Consider the following 15,346-nt stretch of genomic DNA (forward strand, 5'->3'; position numbering starts at 1 on the left):
GAAACAGCCGCTTACCTCCTGCCGGAGGGGTGGGCCGGCCGGTGTAACGGCTCGAGCTGCTTGGCCTGCAGGTCGGTCACGTACCTCCTCCCGAGTCGGTGGACGGCGATCGTGCCGCGCGGCGGAGGTGAAGTCGAGGTGGCCGGGTTCGCCGCAGGCGTGCGGCGAACCCGGCCACCGGGGACCACTCTTGGGCATCAGCACGGTGTCGATGATGTAGACGGTGTCCAGCGTCTCCTTCGGAATCTTGGCGAAGGCGTCGTTGGTCGGGGCGAAAACGGTGACGCCCCGGTCACAGGGCGGCGGGCAGGCCGAAGGCCGGGAACATCGACGGTTGTTCGAAGGCGGTGATATCGGTCAGCCGGCCGTGCTCGACGTGGAGGACGGTGAGGACGAACGGACGGAACGCCTCGTCGCCGGGCCGGCGCAGGTAGCCGGCCGCGCCGGGCCGGCCGTTGGCGGTGATCGGCAGCAGCCGCCAGTCGCCGAGGGCGTTCATGCCGGCCCGCAAGGCGCGGGCGGTCTGCTCGCGGCCCGTCCACTGCCCGATCGCCGGGGAGATGGACAGCCGGACGTCCTCGTGCAGCACCGCGATCAACGCCTCCGGGTCGGCCTGTTCGTGGGCGGCGATGTAGCGCTGGAGCAACCTGCTCTGGTCCGCGTCGGGTTCGGCGGCCGGGGCCCAGTCCAGTCGGCCGCCGGGCCAGTGCCGGTGCAGCGTGGCGTGGGCGCGCTGCAGGGCGCTGTTGACCGCGGGCACGGTCGTCTCGATGAGGGCGGCGACCTCGCCGGCGGGCCAGGTCAGCACGTCGCGCAGGATCAGCACCGCTCGCTGCCGCGGCGGCAGCACCTGGATCGCCGCCAGGAACGCCAGCGACATCGTCTCCCTGCTCACCGCCGTCGCCTCCGGGCCTGGCTGGTCGGCGGCCGGCTCGTCCAGCAGGGCGTCCGGATAGGGCTGCAGCCATGGCATGGTCGCGACGGACGGTTCGGTGCCCGACGGCGCCCCGGTCGCCCGGCGGGCGTCGCGGCGCAGCGTGTCCAGACAGGCGTTGGTCGCGATCCGGTACAGCCAGGTACGCGCGCTAGACCGGCCCTGGAAGCTCCCGCGCGAGCGCCAGGCCCGCAGGAACACCTCCTGGACATGGTCCTCGGCCTCGTCGAACGAGCCGAGCATCCGGTAGCAGTACACGTGCAACTCGCGCCGGTGGCGGCGGGTGAGATCGTCGAAGTCCGGCTCGTCGCCGCTCACTGTGCTCCTCCTGTCCGGGGCCCGGGCCAGGCCCATTCTGGCGCGGCCGGATGTGCGGGTGCTCGCGTGTTCGCGTGCCGGGGGCCGGGGGAGTGGCGGGCCGGCGAGCGACCGATGAGTTTCGCCGGTCCGCACGTCTGTACGGATGAACGGCCTCACGGAGGACGACTGTACGGATGAACGGCCTCCGGATGACGACGCGACGACGGAAGGGAGCAAGACGATGACGCTTGTGGAGGCGAACATCTCGATGTCGCTGGACGGCTTCGTCACCGGCCCGAACCTCGACCGGTACCCCGGACTGGGCGAGGGGGGCGACATCCTCCACGCCTGGATCGAGGAGGACCGGAGCATGGACTTCGCCATCGGGGAGGAACGCCAGATCGCCGGGGCGGTCATCACCAGCCGGAAGGTCTACGACGAGACCGGGGGCTGGGACGCCGAGGACGGGTTCTACCGGTTGCCGGTGTTCGTGGTCACCCACCGCCCGCACGACGTGGTCGTGAAGGGCGAGACCACGTTCACGTTCGTCACCGGGGGCGTCAAACACGCCGTCGAGCAGGCGATCGCGGTCGCCGGGGACAGGCGGGTGCACATCATGGGCGGAGCCGGCATCATCCGGCAGGCGCTGGCGGCCGGGCTGGTCGACGAACTGTTCCTGCACGTCGCCCCGGTGATCCTGAACGGCGGGACCCGGCTGTTCGATCACCTCGGCGGTCCGATCCGGCTGGAGCGGGCCGAGGTGATCGAGTCCCGCCACGCCACTCACCTGCGGTACCGGGTCCTGAACTAGCGCGCCGGCCGAGCCCGGGTCCGCCGGTGCGGGTGACGCCGCGGCGAGATCATGACGTGCCGCGGCGGCTTCAAGGGGCGCCCGGGAGGTGCGACGGGGCGCGGCGGCGTCAGGGAACGCCCGGGAGGCGGGCCTCGTGCGTGACCCGCTTAAAGTTGTGTCATGAGCAACGAGCTGGAGAGAGATGGCGCTGCGGTGCAGTCCGTCGACCGCGCGCTGTCCGTCCTGCGGCTGCTCGCCCGGCACGGCGACCTGGGCGTCAGCGAGATCGCCGCGGAGCTGGGGGTCCACCGCTCCACGGCGTTCCGCCTCGTCATGACGCTGGAGCTGCACGAGCTCGTCGAGCAGACCGTCGACCGGGGAAAGTACCGCCTGGGGGTGGGGATCGTCCGGCTCGCGGGCGCCGCGACCGTCAGGCTCGACGTCGTCCGCGAGAGCCGCGCCACCGGCGAGCGGCTCGCGGCGGCGGTCGGCGAGACCGTCAACGTGGCCATCCTCGATCGCGACGAGGCCCTGTACGTCGACCAGATGGCGGGCCCCTCGGCCCTGCAGGCCTACAACTGGGCGGGACGGCGGGTGGCGCTGCACGCGACGTCCAACGGCAAGGTGCTGCTGGCCCACGCCCCGAGGGAGCGGTTCGAGCGGCTGTCCGCCGGGCCGCTGCGCCCGTTCACCGACCTGACCGTCACCGACGCCGGGCTGCTGCGCGAGGAGCTCGACGCCGTCAGGAGGCGCGGGTACGCCACCGCCGCCGACGAACTGGAGATCGGCCTGACCGCGGTGGCGGCGCCGATCTTCAACGTCGAGGGCGCGGTCGTCGCCTCGATGAGCGTGTCCGGGCCGACCTTCCGGCTGCCGTCCGAGCGACTCCCCGGGGTGGCCGAGCAGGTGATGGCCGCCGCGAGTGAGGTCTCCTCACGATTGGGCTGGCACGGTAATGAAGACCGCAAAGCCTTGACTGCATGAACAAAAAGGGTCGATTCTGTTCCTCGTTAAGCATTCTGATGCGTCATACGCAACGGATCATGCGGTGACCGGAAGGACGGCCGCTCGTGTCAGATCTCTACCTCGGTGGCACCTGGAGGGATCCCGTCGCGGGCGGCCACCGTGAGATCCGTTCACCGGCCGACGGCGGTCTGGTGGCGACCGTGTCGGAGGCCACCCGGGCCGACACCGAGATCGCGATCGCCGAGGCCCGCGCGGCCTTCGACGAGGGCACCTGGGCGTCCACCCCCGAACGCGAGCGCGGCGCGCTGCTGCTGAGAGTGGCCGACCTGCTCGAACGAGACGTCAAGAACGTGGCCAGGGCCGAGTCGCTCGACACCGGCAAGCGGCTCGCCGAGAGCGAGTACGACGTCGCCGACGTGGTGGCCTGCCTGCGCTACTTCGGCGGCATCGCCGGGACCGACGCGGGCCGCGTGATCGACACCGGCCGCGACGACGCGATCAGCCGCGTCGTCCACGAACCGGTCGGGGTCTGCGGCCTCATCACCCCGTGGAACTACCCGCTGCTGCAGGCCTCCTGGAAGGTCGCCCCCGCGCTGGTCGCGGGGAACACCTTCGTCCTCAAGCCCAGCGAGCTCACCCCGTCCACCGCGATCCTGTTCATGCGCCTGCTGGAGGAGGCCGGGCTGCCCCCGGGCGTCGGCAACCTCGTCCTCGGGGCGGGCGCCGAGGTCGGCGCCCCGCTGGCCGAGCACCCCGACGTGGACATGGTGTCGTTCACCGGCGGCCTGGCGACCGGCCGTACGATCATGGCGTCGGCGGCGGCCACGGTGAAGAGAGTCGCGCTGGAACTCGGCGGCAAGAACCCCAACATCGTCTTCGCCGACGCCGACGTCGAGACCGCCCTCGACTTCGCCCTCACCGCCGTCTTCCTCCACTCCGGGCAGGTCTGCTCGGCCGGCGCCCGCCTGCTGGTCGAGGACTCCCTGCACGACACCTTCGTCGACGAGCTCGTACGCCGCGCCGCCCGCATCCGCCTCGGCGGCCCCTTCGACCCCGAGGCCGAGACCGGCCCGCTCATCTCCGCCGCGCACCTGGCCAGGGTCGAGGCGTACGTCGCGTCCGGCGTCGCGGAGGGCGCGGTGCTGCGGTGCGGCGGGGAGAGACTCCCCGGCTCGGGCCACTTCTACCCGCCGACCGTCCTCGACGAGTGCCACCGGGGCATGCGGGTGGTCCGCGAGGAGTCCTTCGGCCCCGTCCTCACCGTCGAGCGCTTCGGCGACGAGGACGAGGCGGTCCGCCTCGGCAACGACACCGACTACGGCCTGGCCGGGGCGGTGTGGACGCAGGACGCGGGGAAGGCCCAGCGGGTCGCCGGGCGGCTCAGGCACGGCACCGTCTGGATCAACGACTACCACCCCTACGTCCCGCAGGCGGAGTGGGGCGGTTTCAAGCAGTCGGGCATCGGCCGCGAGCTGGGCCCGGCCGGCCTGGCCGAGTACCGGGAGACCAAGCACGTGTGGCAGAACGTCCGCCCCCGCCCGCAGCGGTGGTTCCGCAGCTGACGGACGACCCCCCCGTCCCCAGACGACCCGTGAGGTGGTCATGACCATGACATCACCGACCCAGCAGGCGCGGCCCGGAGCCGCCGCGCGGAACGAGGACCGGGCCGTCCTTGACGTGCGAGGTCTCTGGAAGGTCTTCGGCCCGCGTCCCGACCGGGTCGTCGGGACCCCGCTCGCGGAACTCTCGCGGAGCGAGCTGAGGGCGAGAACGGGCTGCGTGACCGCCGTCCGCGACGTCTCCTTCACCGTGCGGTCCCAGGAGGTCTTCGTCGTCATGGGCCTGTCCGGCTCCGGCAAGTCCACCCTCGTACGCTGCCTGACGCGGCTCGTCGAGCCGACGGCCGGAGAGGTCCTGTTCGACGGCGAGGACATCCGCAAGGCGGGCGACAGGCGGCTGCGCGAGCTGCGCCGGCACCGCTTCGCCATGGTCTTCCAGAACTTCGGGCTGCTGCCGCACCGGCGGGTCCTGGACAACGTGGCCTACGGGCTGGAGATCCGCGGCATGAGGAAGGAGGCCCGCTACGAGCGGGCCGGGGAGATGGTCGAGCTCGTCGGCCTCTCCGGTTCGGAGAACTCCTACCCCGACCAGCTGTCCGGCGGCATGCAGCAGCGCGTCGGGCTGGCCAGGGCCCTCGCGGTGGACCCCGACGTGCTCTTCTTCGACGAGCCCTTCTCCGCGCTCGACCCGCTGATCAGGCGGGACATGCAGAACGAGGTCATCCGCCTGCACCGCGAGGTCGGCAAGACGATGATCTTCATCACGCACGACCTGAGCGAGGCGCTCAAGCTCGGCGACCGCATCCTCATCATGCGCGACGGCGAGCTCGTCCAGATGGGCACGCCGGACGAGGTCGTCGGGGCGCCGGTGGACGACTACGTGCGCGAGTTCGTCAGCGACGTGCCCCGCGCGAACGTGCTCACCACCCGCTGGATCATGCGCCCGCCCCGGCCCGACGAACCGCTGGACGGTCCCGAGGTCGGGCCGGACGTCGTCGTCCGTGACGTCGTGCACACGGTCATGCGCGCGACGCGCCCGGTCAAGGTCGTCGAGGGCGGCGAGCTGCTGGGGGTCGTCACCGCGGAGGAGGTCCTGGGCGTGCTCGCCGAACCGTCCCCGGGCGGGGTCTCGGCCAGGCCCGCCGAACGGCCAGCGGCCGCTGAGCCGTCTCCTGACGGGACCTCGGACAGGCCCGCCGAGCGGTCTCCGGACGCGACCCCCGGTGAGCCGTCTTCGGACGCGACCTCGGGTAAATCCACTGAGCGGTCTTCGGACGCGACTCCCGGTGAACCGGACGGGCCCGGTGAACCCGGCACGGCCGGGTCCAAGGAGCAGGGGTGATGGCCACCCAGGCCACCCCGGCCGGCGGCCTGCGGCGCCTGCCCGCCTGGCCCCGCCGCTACCTGCTCGCCACCGTCGTGGCGGCGTGGGTGCTGATCTGGGTGTTCGTCCAGGGCCGCGACACCTTCCAGCTCGGCGGCGCGGAACTGACCCCGCTGCACGTGAGCATCAACGAGGCCAGTGAGGTCATCGACAACAGCAGGAACGAGAACCCGTTCTTCCTGTACTTCGTCAACTACATCCGGCTCTTCCTCGACGAGTCCGTCACGTTCGTCCAGGCGCTGATCAGCCAGCCGTCCTTCGGGCGGCCGCTGCCGGTCGTCGGCTGGCTGGGCGTGGTCGCCGTCGCCACGGCGGCCGCGCTGCTGTGGGGCAACCTTCGGGTCGCCCTGCTGACCGCGGCCGGCTTCGCCTCCTTCGGCCTGCTGGGCCTGTGGCAGGAGAGCATGGACACCCTCGCCCTCACCCTGGCCGCCGTCGTGCTCTCGCTGCTGATCGGCATCCCGCTCGGCGTCTGGGCCGGGGTGAACGACCGGTTCAACCGTCTGGTCACCCCGCTGCTCGACTTCATGCAGACGATGCCGACGTTCGTCTACCTCGCGCCGCTCACCCTTTTCTTCCTCATCGGCCCCGCGAGCGCCACCGTGGCGACCGTCATCTACGCCGTCCCGCCCGCGATCCGCATCACCGCGCACGGCATCCGCGAGGTGCGGCCCGCGATCCTGGAGGCGAGCACCTCCCTCGGCTCGACCGCCTGGCAGTCGCTGCGGAAGGTACGGCTCCCGCTGGCCAAGCGGACCATCGTCGTCGGCGTCAACCAGACCATCATGGCCGCGCTGTGCATGGTCACCATCGCCGCGCTGATCGACGCCCCCGGCCTGGGCAAGACCGTCGTCAAGGCGCTGGAGACCCTCGACGTCGGCAGCGCCTTCAACGCGGGCCTGGCCATCGTCGTGATGGCCATCGTGCTCGACCGGGTCACCTCCGCCGCCGGGCGCCGCGTCGAGGCCCGGCACCGGGCCGGACGCTCGCGCGGACCCGGCCGCCGCCGCGCGGAGATCGGCGCGGTCCTCGCGGTCACCGGCGTGCTGGTCTACCTCTCCCACGTCTACGTGTGGGCCGCGGAGTTCCCGAGCGAGGCGAACCTGGGGCGCTACGTCCGCCAGGGGGTCGACGCGGCCACCCTGTGGACGCAGGACAACCTCGCGGTCTACACCGGCGCGTTCAGGAACGCCGTCTCCTACGGCCTGCTCAACCCGTTCGAGGCGCTGCTCACCGGCTCGCCGTGGTGGCTGGTCGGCGCCGTGCTCGTCGCGTTCGCCGCGATCCTGGCGAACGTCAGGATCGTGCTCGTCACCGCGGTCTGCGTCGCCCTGCTCGTCGCGCTCGGCCTGTGGCAGGACAGCATGGTGACGCTGGCCTCGACGCTGGTGGCCACCGTCCTGGTGATGATCCTCGGGGTGGTGCTCGGCGTCTGGATGGGGCGCAGCGACCGCGTCGACCAGCTGGTGCGGCCCGTTCTCGACGCCGGGCAGACCATGCCGCCGTTCGTCTACCTGGTGCCGATCCTCGGGCTGTTCGGCGCCACCCGGATCACCGCGATCATCGCCGCGGTCGTCTACGCGGCCCCGGTGGCGGTCAAGCTCACCGCGGACGGCATCCGCGGCGTGGCGCCGAGCGCGGTGGAGGCCGCCACGGCCGCGGGTTCCAGCACCTGGCAGCTCATCACCAAGGTGCAGCTGCCGATGGCGCGCAGCGCGCTCACCCTCGCGGCGAGCCAGGGGCTCATCTACGTGCTCGCCATGGTCGTCGTCGGCGGCCTGGTCGGCGCGGGCGCGCTCGGCTACGACGTGGTGGCCGGCTTCTCCCAGCTGCAGCTGCGGGGCAAGGGGCTCGCCGCGGGCGTGGCGATCGTCGTACTCGGGATCATGCTGGAGCGCATCACCCGGACGGCGGCGCGGCGGGCCGACGCCGAGACGCACGGCGCCCATTGAGAAGCATCGAGAAGCGGGGCGAGGCAGGGCGGGACCAAGAGAGAACACCGGAGAACGAGAGAGAACCGGGCGTGGCCGGACACCCGCCGGGCGGAACCGAACAGGGCACACGAACCCAATACAGGAGGACCTGGTGACAGTTTCGAGGATCGGGCGACCGCGGGCGGTGGCGCTCCTGGTCGCGACCGGCCTCCTCGTCTCCGCGTGCGGCGGGGCGAAGGTCGGCGAGAGCGACGGCGGGGCCGCCCCGGCGGCCTCCGGCGCGGACGGGAAGAAGGCCTGCGGCGCGGTCAACATCGCCATCAACCCGTGGGTCGGGTACGAGGCGACCGCGGCGGTCATCGCCCACGTGGCCGAGAAGGACCTCGGCTGCTCGGTCACGAAGAAGGATCTCAAGGAGGAGGTCGCCTGGCAGGGCTTCGCCACCGGCGAGGTCGACGCCATCGTGGAGAACTGGGCCCACGACGACCTGAAGAAGAAGTACATCGAGGACCAGAAGGTCGCCGTCTCGGCGGGCCCGACGGGCAACAAGGGCGTCATCGGCTGGTACGTGCCGCCGTGGATGGCCGAGAAGTACCCCGACATCACCGACTGGAAGAACCTCAACAAGTACGCCGACCTGTTCAAGACCTCCGAGTCGGGAGGCAAGGGGCAGCTGCTCGACGGCGACCCGTCCTTCGTGACCAACGACGCGGCCCTGGTGAAGAACCTGAAGCTGGACTATAAGGTCGTCTACGCGGGCAGCGAGGCGGCGCTCATCACCGGCTTCAGGCAGGCGGAGAAGCAGAAGACCCCGATGCTCGGCTACTTCTACGAGCCGCAGTGGTTCCTGTCGGAGGTCAAGCTCGTCAAGGTCAAGCTGCCCGAGTACACCGAGGGCTGCGACGCCGACGCCGAGAAGGTGGCCTGCGACTACCCGCTCTACGACCTCGACAAGATCGTGAGCAAGAAGTTCGCCGACTCCGGCAGCCCGGCGTACGACCTGGTCAAGAACTTCACCTGGACGAACGAGGACCAGAACCTCGTGGCCAAGTACATTTCCGAGGACAAGATGACGGCCGAGGAGGCCGCGGAGAAGTGGGTCGGCGACAACCCCGACAAGGTGAAGGCCTGGCTTCCCACCTCCTGAGCGCCCACCCGGGAGTCAAGGGGGCGTGAGGTGCCCCCGTAGCCCGGCGAGGGTGCCACCCGAAAGGGAGGCACCCTCGCTTCGGTTCTGGGTGACCGACCGGGTGACCACGGTGCCCGTCATGTGGGGAGCCGGTCCGTCGCCTCCGTCTCCCGTGACAGGGCGACGCGTTTCGTCCGGTAATCCAGCTGTAGATGATGACGGCAGCCGCGGTCCTGCCAGTGGTCGCACATCCCTGTCGCCACCTGACACGGCAAACGCGAAGATCAGGCACTGACAAACCGAGTCGTCTGTCGCGACGTGCCATGGCATCGTATGTGACGTGAGCGCAGACCCCCGTCGGTTCTCCGATCGCGGCGACCCCGGACAGTACCTGCGTACGACCCGGGTCTTGGTGCGCTGCCCGCGCTGTGCGGATTGCGCTGTGGTCGGTAGCGGTCGTGTGACCTGCCTGTCCTGTGGATACGCCAAAGGGGTGCGTGGAGACGGCTGGTCGGGCCGGATCGCGGTTCATGTCGGCGGACGATGTGGCGGCTGCGGTCGTGACGTCCACCGCCGCAGCTCACGTTCAAGTGGCCCGCCACCGTCGTCGATGCCGGTGAGATGTCCTGGCTGCCGGACGGTGACCAGCCTTCCCTCGCGCTGGTGGCCCGAGAGCCGGTCGGACGCGACCTGCTACGCCGGACTCGATCTGTGGCTGCAGACGCCGTGCGGAAATCACGTGCTGTGGGCCTATGACGCCGAGCATCTGGATTTTCTGGAGCGATATGTCCGCGCATTCATCCGTGAGCGGGAGCCCAACCGCAACGCAAGCCTGGCCAGCCGGCTCCCGGCATGGGTGAAGAACGCCAAGAACCGTGACCTGGTTCTCGCCCGCTGTGCCACTCTCCGTGCCCGCCTGCCCAAGGAATCCCGCCACCCGTTGGACGCCCGTCAACGCCGGGTCACCGACGGCGACCTCATGTGCTGAACCATCACCGTCCACGACGAGCGCGGCCACAAATGCTGATCATGTCTCTTGAGCGGATTGTCACCGACAACGGCGCGCTGGAATGGCAGGAGGGGTCCGACCCCCGGCTACGAAGCATTCGGCATGGCGAGATGACGCTCGGTGAGAACGCGAGCGGCTGGGATCTGGATAGGGGATCCCTGGTAGTTTTGAACTTCATCCCGTCTGGGTCAAAGACATGATCAGATATGACTTCTGTTTGCCCGGATCTTCGCTGATTTTCTTCTTCGTCTGTGAATCCAGAGGGTCGCCGTATGCATCGTAGCTCTCGAGCGAGTCTATTCTGAGGACGGTGTGCTCCCACTTGGCCGACTCCATCCGGATGGAACGGTAGCCACCTTCGGTGGCTTTCCATCCACGATTTTGCAGGTGACCGCGTGCCCTGGCCCGCGCCTCGTCGAAATTCGAGGATCCGACGTCCATCAGCAAGAAATCATCGACATGGGTGGTGCCGTCATAGTAAAACTCTTGTTTGGTGTGCGCCAGTACCTTGCCGATATCGCGCACCTCGCTGACAGCAGCCGGATCGACCTCGAATGTCTCGAAATACAATTGTGTTACGCAAACGTAGAGCATGGTCAATCCGCCCAGGATGGCGAGCACGGGTTTGATCGCCGCGATAACGCGCTGCGGGCGAGTGGAACGGGTGGGATGCATCGCGGGAGACCTCCGGCGTCTGAGGTGGTCTGTCTCGTGGTCGACGGTCGTGTGGACCAACGGTGTTTCGGGCCCACCATGGTGTCACCGAAGTGGTCAAGCCCGTGATGATCGCTCACGGTTCTCCATCAAGAATCCGATTTCGGCCGCTCCACCGGCCCCAACCGCTTCGCGCTTCATGCGGGAACCGGCCGCCCCTGCCGGAGGCGGAACCGCCATGGTCGTTGGGCGGAGGCGGCGCCGCTTTCCCGGGCGCACCGTGCCGATCGACCTCGAACCCGCGTCGGCCCTGCTCGGTTTCACCGCGCGGCACATCCACCCGGTCTCCGCCGAGGACTGATCACCCGCCGTTTTTACCCTCCGTCCCCGGTGAAGGACCGTCGGTCCGTCCTTGACAGCGTTATCGACGGGAGGACAATCTGTTGCGGGAAGCGCACTTCGTTTCGGACTGCGCAACGACGGAGGTGGGTATGGCGGGCCGGCGCGTCGTCGTCATCGGAGCCGGGGTCGTCGGGGCGGCCCTCGCCGACGAGCTCTCGGCCAGGGGCTGGGACGACATCACCGTCGTCGACCAGGGGACCGTGCCCGCCGCCGGGGGGTCGTCCTCCCACGCGCCGGGGCTGGTGTTCCAGACCAACCCGTCCAAGACCATGACGGAGCTGGCCCGCTACACGGTCGAGAAGCTCGTCGACCTCGACTGCTTCCTCCAGGTGGGCGGGCTGGAGGTGGCCACCACGCCCGAGCGGCTCGCCGAGCTGCACCGCCGCCACGGCTGGGCGACCTCCTGGGGGGTCGAGGCGCGCCTGCTCACCCCCGAGGAGTGCGTGGAGCGTCACTCCCTGCTCGACGGGGACAGGGTCCTCGGCGGGTTGTTCGTCCCCACCGACGGTCTGGCGAAGGCCGTGCGCGCCGTCGAGGTCCAGCTGGCGCGCGCCCGGGAACGGGGCGTCCGCGTCCTCGACCGGCACGAGGTGCTGGACATCCGCGTCGAGGACGACCGGGTCGCGGCCGTCGTCACCGACCGGGGCGAGATCCCCGCCGACCTCGTGGTCTGCTGCGCCGGGATCTGGGGCCCCAAGGTCGCGGGCATGGTCGGCATGGCACTGCCGCTCACGCCTCTCGCCCACCAGCTCGCCTGGACCGGCCCGGTTCCCGCGCTCGCCGGGCAGGCCGAGGAGGCCGTCCGGCCGATCCTGCGCCACCAGGACGCCGACCTGTACTACCGGGAGCGGTTCGAGCGGCTCGGCATCGGCTACTACGGCCACCGCCCGATGCCGATCACCGCCGAGGAGATCCTCCCGATCGCCGACGCCGAAGTCATGCCCTCGGTGCTGCCGTTCACCGACGACGACTTCGCCCCCGCCTGGACCGAGACGAAGGCGCTGCTGCCCGCCACCGGGGAGGCCGAGCTCGAAGCGGGGATCAACGGCCTGTTCTCCTTCACCACCGACAACATGCCGCTGCTCGGGCAGTCGCGCGACGTGCGGGGCTTCTGGGTGGCCGAGGCCGTGTGGGTCACCCACTCGGCGGGGGTGGGCCGCGCCATGGCCGAGTGGCTGGCCGACGGCCACTGCTCGTCCTTCGACCTGCACGAGTGCGACGTCAACCGGTTCGAGGCCCACCAGCTGGCCCCCGAGTACGTCCGCACCCGCGACTGCCAGAACTTCGTCGAGGTCTACGACGTCATCCACCCGCTCCAGCCGGCCGAGAACCTGCGCCGGCTGCGCACCAGCCCCTTCCACGCCCGCCAGCGCGAGCTGGACGCGTACTTCCTGGAGGCCACCGGCTGGGAGCGCCCCCAGTGGTACGGCGCCAACGCGCCCCTGCTCGACGGCCGCGACATCCCCCGTCCCAACGACTGGGCCGCCCGCCACTGGTCGCCGATCGTCGGCGCCGAGGCCCAGGCCTCGCGCGAGACCGTGGCCCTGTACGACATGAGCGCGCTCAAGCGGATCGAGGTCGCGGGCCGCGGGGCCGCCGCCTTCCTCCAGCGGGTCTCCACCGGAGACGTCGACAAGTCCGTCGGCTCGGTGACGTACTGCCTGCTGCTCGACCACGACGGCGGCATCCGCAGCGACATCACCGTGGCCCGGCTGGGCCGCGACCTGTTCCAGGTCGGTGCCAACGGCAACCTCGACCTCGACTGGCTGCACCGCCACCTGCCCGCCGACGGGTCGGTCACCGTCACCGACATCACGCCGGGAACCTGCTGCGTCGGCGTCTGGGGCCCCCGGGCCCGCGAGGTCGTGGCCCCGCTCGCCGGACCCGCCTTCGGGCCCGGCGGCTTCCGCTACTTCCGCGGCGCCCGCGCGTACGTCGGCACCGTGCCCGTCACCGCGCTGCGGCTCTCCTACATCGGGGAGCTGGGCTGGGAGCTCTACACGACGGCCGACATGGGCGCGAAGCTGTGGGACACCCTCTGGGAGGCGGGCCAGGAGCACGGGATCATCGCGGGGGGCCGCGGCGCCTTCAACAGCCTGCGGCTGGAGAAGGGCTACCGCTCCTTCGGCACCGACATGACCTACGAGCACGACCCGTACGAGGCCGGGCTCGGTTTCGCCGTGCGCAAGGCGGACAGGGGCGACTTCATCGGCCGCGCGGCCCTGGCCGAGCGCGGCGCGGCCCCCCGGCGCAGGCTGACCTGCCTCACCGTCGACGACCCCGCCGCCGTGGTCATGGGCAAGGAGCCGGTGTACGACGGCGCGTCCTGCGCCGGATACGTCACCAGCGCCGCCTACGGCTACACGATAGGCAAGGGCATCGCCTACGCCTGGCTGCCCGCCGCGCTGTCCGTGCCGGGGAGGGAACTGCACATCGGCTACTTCGACCGGCGGGTGGCCGCCGTCGTCGCCGAGGAGCCGCTGTACGACCCGGCGATGGAGCGCCTGCGTGGCTAGCGGACCGGCGGGACGGAAGGACACGCCGACGCGCCCCGTGACTCCCGCGGATCCGGAGTCCGTGGCGTCGGCGTCCATGACGGGACCCGCGACGCCGGAGCCCGCCGGCGGGATCGAGAGGGGACGACGATGAGCACCGAGGAGTTGCCCGAACACCCCGACCGGCTGTGGAGCAGCCCCGAGCCGAAGGCCTCCTACGACGTGGTGATCGTCGGCGGCGGAGGCCACGGTCTGGCCACCGCCTACTACCTGGCCAAGAACCACGGGATCACCAACGTGGCCGTGCTGGAGAAGGGCTGGCTGGCGGGCGGCAACATGGCCCGCAACACCACCATCATCCGGTCCAACTACCTCCTGGACGAGAGCGCGGGCATCTACGAGCACTCGCTCAAGCTGTGGGAGGGGCTGGAGGAGGACCTCGGCTACCCGATCCTGTTCAGCCGGCGCGGCGTGCTCAACCTCGCGCACAGCCCGCAGGACGTCAGGGAGAGCGTCCGCCGGGTCAACGCCAACCGTCTCAACGGCGTCGACGCCGAATGGCTCGGCCCCGAGGAGGTGAAAGAGGTCTGCCCGATCGTCGACGTCTCGCCCGACGCCCGCTACCCGGTCCTCGGCGCCACCTACCAGCCGCGCGCGGGGATCGCCAAGCACGACTACGTGGCCTGGGGGTTCGCCCGCGCCGCCTCGGCGATGGGCGTCGACCTGATCGAGCACTGCGAGGTCACCGGCATCGACGTCGTGGACGGGCGGGTGGAGGCCGTACGCACCACCAGGGGCCGCATCGCCGCGGGCAGGGTCGCGATGTGCGCGGCCGGGCACTCCTCGGTCGTCGGCCGGATGGCGGGGGTGGAGCTGCCGGTGCAGAGCCATCCGCTGCAGGCCCTGGTCTCGGAGCTGCTGGAGCCCGTACACCCCACGGTGGTCATGTCCAACGCGGTGCACGTCTACGTCAGCCAGGCCCACAAGGGCGAGCTGGTCATGGGGGCGGGCATCGACGCGTACAACTCCTACCGGCAGCGCGGCGCGTTCCACATCATCGAGCGGCAGATGGCGGCGGCGCTGGAGCTGTTCCCCGTCTTCGCGCGTGCCCACGTGCTGCGTACCTGGGGCGGGGTGGTCGACGTCACCCCCGACGCCTCGCCCGTCGTCGGGCTCACCCCCGTCGACCGTCTCTACGTCAACTGCGGCTGGGGGACCGGCGGCTTCAAGGCCACCCCGGGCGTCGGGTGGTGCTACGCGCACACGATCGCCCACGGCGAGCCGCATCCTCTCAACGCCGCCTTCACCCTCGAACGATTCACCACCGGCGCGCTCGTGGACGAGCACGGCGCCGCCGCGGTGGCCCACTGAAGGAGCCCGACCGATGCTGCTGATCCCCTGTCCGTGGTGCGGTCCACGGGACGAGGCCGAGTTCCACCACGGCGGGCAGGCCCACGTCGCCTACCCCGGCGACCCCGCCGCGCTCTCCGACGAGGAGTGGGCCCGGTACCTGTTCTTCCGCGACAACCCGAAGGGGCCGTTCGCCGAGCGCTGGCAGCACGCGGCCGGATGCCGCCGCTGGTTCAACGCGGTCCGCGACACCGCGACCAACGAGTTCCACGCCGTGTACCGCGTGGGCGAGCCGGGGCCGGTGGTCGCGTGAACCGCCGGACGGCCGGCGCGGCGGCTGACCCGCCGCTCCCGGCCGGCGTGAACGTGCGCGCCACTGGCGGCGTGGTTCGCCCGGCCACCGGTGACGTGAACGTCCACGCCACGCGCGGCGCGAG

General features: G+C 70.7%; 13 protein-coding genes and 1 pseudogene. 11 read left to right on the forward strand and 3 right to left on the reverse strand.

All coding sequences use genetic code 11. From position 1 onward, the window contains the following. Nucleotides 1-228: 228 nt before the first annotated feature. Nucleotides 229-354, reverse strand: a pseudogene (locus tag ACTOQ1_RS40740) (fasciclin domain-containing protein); the annotation flags it as partial. Beyond that, nucleotides 293-1,252, reverse strand: coding sequence for an RNA polymerase subunit sigma-70 (locus ACTOQ1_RS40745; RefSeq protein WP_440073699.1), 960 nt, complete (start codon nt 1,250-1,252; stop codon nt 293-295). The pseudogene ACTOQ1_RS40740 and the gene ACTOQ1_RS40745, both read right to left, overlap by 62 nt. 223 nt (nt 1,253-1,475) lie before the next feature. Here ACTOQ1_RS40745 and ACTOQ1_RS40750 point away from each other — a divergent pair, with 223 nt between their 5' ends. From ACTOQ1_RS40750 to ACTOQ1_RS40780, 7 genes are all read left to right on the forward strand, one after another. Further along, nucleotides 1,476-2,045 carry a dihydrofolate reductase family protein gene (locus ACTOQ1_RS40750; RefSeq protein WP_440073701.1) on the forward strand — a complete coding sequence of 190 codons (570 nt, stop codon included), beginning with the start codon at nt 1,476-1,478 and terminating at the stop codon, nt 2,043-2,045. Nucleotides 2,046-2,207: 162 nt separating this feature from the next. Then, entirely contained in the window at nt 2,208-3,011 is an 804-nt protein-coding gene (locus ACTOQ1_RS40755) for an IclR family transcriptional regulator (RefSeq protein WP_440073702.1), read from the forward strand. A gap of 86 nt (nt 3,012-3,097) precedes the next feature. Next, nucleotides 3,098-4,555 carry an aldehyde dehydrogenase family protein gene (locus ACTOQ1_RS40760; RefSeq protein ID WP_440073703.1) on the forward strand — a complete coding sequence of 486 codons (1,458 nt, stop codon included), beginning with the start codon at nt 3,098-3,100 and terminating at the stop codon, nt 4,553-4,555. 40 nt (nt 4,556-4,595) lie between these two features. Beyond that, a complete protein-coding gene (locus ACTOQ1_RS40765; RefSeq protein ID WP_440073704.1) occupies nt 4,596-5,894 on the forward strand; it encodes a quaternary amine ABC transporter ATP-binding protein in 1,299 nt (432 codons plus the stop codon). Further along, nucleotides 5,894-7,888 carry an ABC transporter permease gene (locus ACTOQ1_RS40770; protein ID WP_440073705.1) on the forward strand — a complete coding sequence of 665 codons (1,995 nt, stop codon included), beginning with the start codon at nt 5,894-5,896 and terminating at the stop codon, nt 7,886-7,888. The genes ACTOQ1_RS40765 and ACTOQ1_RS40770 overlap by 1 nt, the downstream gene beginning before the upstream one ends. A gap of 133 nt (nt 7,889-8,021) precedes the next feature. Next, the gene (locus ACTOQ1_RS40775) at nt 8,022-9,017 is read left to right on the forward strand and encodes an ABC transporter substrate-binding protein (protein WP_362694387.1); all 996 of its coding nucleotides are present in this window, start codon (nt 8,022-8,024) and stop codon (nt 9,015-9,017) included. A 622-nt stretch (nt 9,018-9,639) separates the two neighbouring features. Continuing rightward, nucleotides 9,640-9,987, forward strand: coding sequence for a hypothetical protein (locus tag ACTOQ1_RS40780; RefSeq protein ID WP_440073706.1), 348 nt, complete (start codon nt 9,640-9,642; stop codon nt 9,985-9,987). A 195-nt stretch (nt 9,988-10,182) separates the two neighbouring features. Here ACTOQ1_RS40780 and ACTOQ1_RS40785 read toward each other — a convergent pair whose 3' ends face one another. Next, nucleotides 10,183-10,683: a hypothetical protein gene (locus tag ACTOQ1_RS40785; protein WP_440073707.1), complete on the reverse strand. Its 501-nt coding sequence runs from the start codon at nt 10,681-10,683 to the stop codon at nt 10,183-10,185. 217 nt (nt 10,684-10,900) lie between these two features. Here ACTOQ1_RS40785 and ACTOQ1_RS40790 point away from each other — a divergent pair, with 217 nt between their 5' ends. The 4 genes from ACTOQ1_RS40790 to ACTOQ1_RS40805 all read left to right on the forward strand — a co-directional run bounded on the left by ACTOQ1_RS40790 (nt 10,901) and on the right by ACTOQ1_RS40805 (nt 15,222). Further along, entirely contained in the window at nt 10,901-11,023 is a 123-nt protein-coding gene (locus ACTOQ1_RS40790) for a hypothetical protein (RefSeq protein ID WP_440073708.1), read from the forward strand. Between the two features lie 130 nt (nt 11,024-11,153). Beyond that, nucleotides 11,154-13,580, forward strand: coding sequence for a GcvT family protein (locus tag ACTOQ1_RS40795; RefSeq protein WP_440073709.1), 2,427 nt, complete (start codon nt 11,154-11,156; stop codon nt 13,578-13,580). Nucleotides 13,581-13,709: 129 nt separating this feature from the next. Then, nucleotides 13,710-14,930, forward strand: coding sequence for a sarcosine oxidase subunit beta family protein (locus tag ACTOQ1_RS40800; RefSeq protein ID WP_440073710.1), 1,221 nt, complete (start codon nt 13,710-13,712; stop codon nt 14,928-14,930). A 13-nt stretch (nt 14,931-14,943) separates the two neighbouring features. Next, on the forward strand, nt 14,944-15,222 hold the full coding sequence (locus tag ACTOQ1_RS40805; RefSeq protein ID WP_440073711.1) for a sarcosine oxidase subunit delta: 279 nt from the start codon (nt 14,944-14,946) through the stop codon (nt 15,220-15,222). The last annotated feature ends 124 nt before the right edge of the window (nt 15,223-15,346 follow it).

The sequence above is a fragment of the Streptosporangium sp. OZ121 genome (assembly GCF_051918885.1).
Lineage (GTDB): Bacteria > Actinomycetota > Actinomycetes > Streptosporangiales > Streptosporangiaceae > Streptosporangium.

Excerpts from the sequence above, each read along its gene's own strand:
- ACTOQ1_RS40750 (WP_440073701.1), top strand. The coding sequence starts at position 1,476 with ATGACGCTTGTGGAGGCGAACATCTCGATGTCGCTGGACGGCTTCGTC.
- ACTOQ1_RS40755 (WP_440073702.1), top strand. The coding sequence starts at position 2,208 with ATGAGCAACGAGCTGGAGAGAGATGGCGCTGCGGTGCAGTCCGTCGAC.
- ACTOQ1_RS40765 (WP_440073704.1), top strand. The coding sequence starts at position 4,596 with ATGACCATGACATCACCGACCCAGCAGGCGCGGCCCGGAGCCGCCGCG.
- ACTOQ1_RS40770 (WP_440073705.1), top strand. The coding sequence starts at position 5,894 with ATGGCCACCCAGGCCACCCCGGCCGGCGGCCTGCGGCGCCTGCCCGCC.
- ACTOQ1_RS40785 (WP_440073707.1), bottom strand. The coding sequence starts at position 10,683 with ATGCATCCCACCCGTTCCACTCGCCCGCAGCGCGTTATCGCGGCGATC.
- ACTOQ1_RS40790 (WP_440073708.1), top strand. The coding sequence starts at position 10,901 with ATGGTCGTTGGGCGGAGGCGGCGCCGCTTTCCCGGGCGCACCGTGCCG.
- ACTOQ1_RS40795 (WP_440073709.1), top strand. The coding sequence starts at position 11,154 with ATGGCGGGCCGGCGCGTCGTCGTCATCGGAGCCGGGGTCGTCGGGGCG.
- ACTOQ1_RS40800 (WP_440073710.1), top strand. The coding sequence starts at position 13,710 with ATGAGCACCGAGGAGTTGCCCGAACACCCCGACCGGCTGTGGAGCAGC.
- ACTOQ1_RS40805 (WP_440073711.1), top strand. The coding sequence starts at position 14,944 with ATGCTGCTGATCCCCTGTCCGTGGTGCGGTCCACGGGACGAGGCCGAG.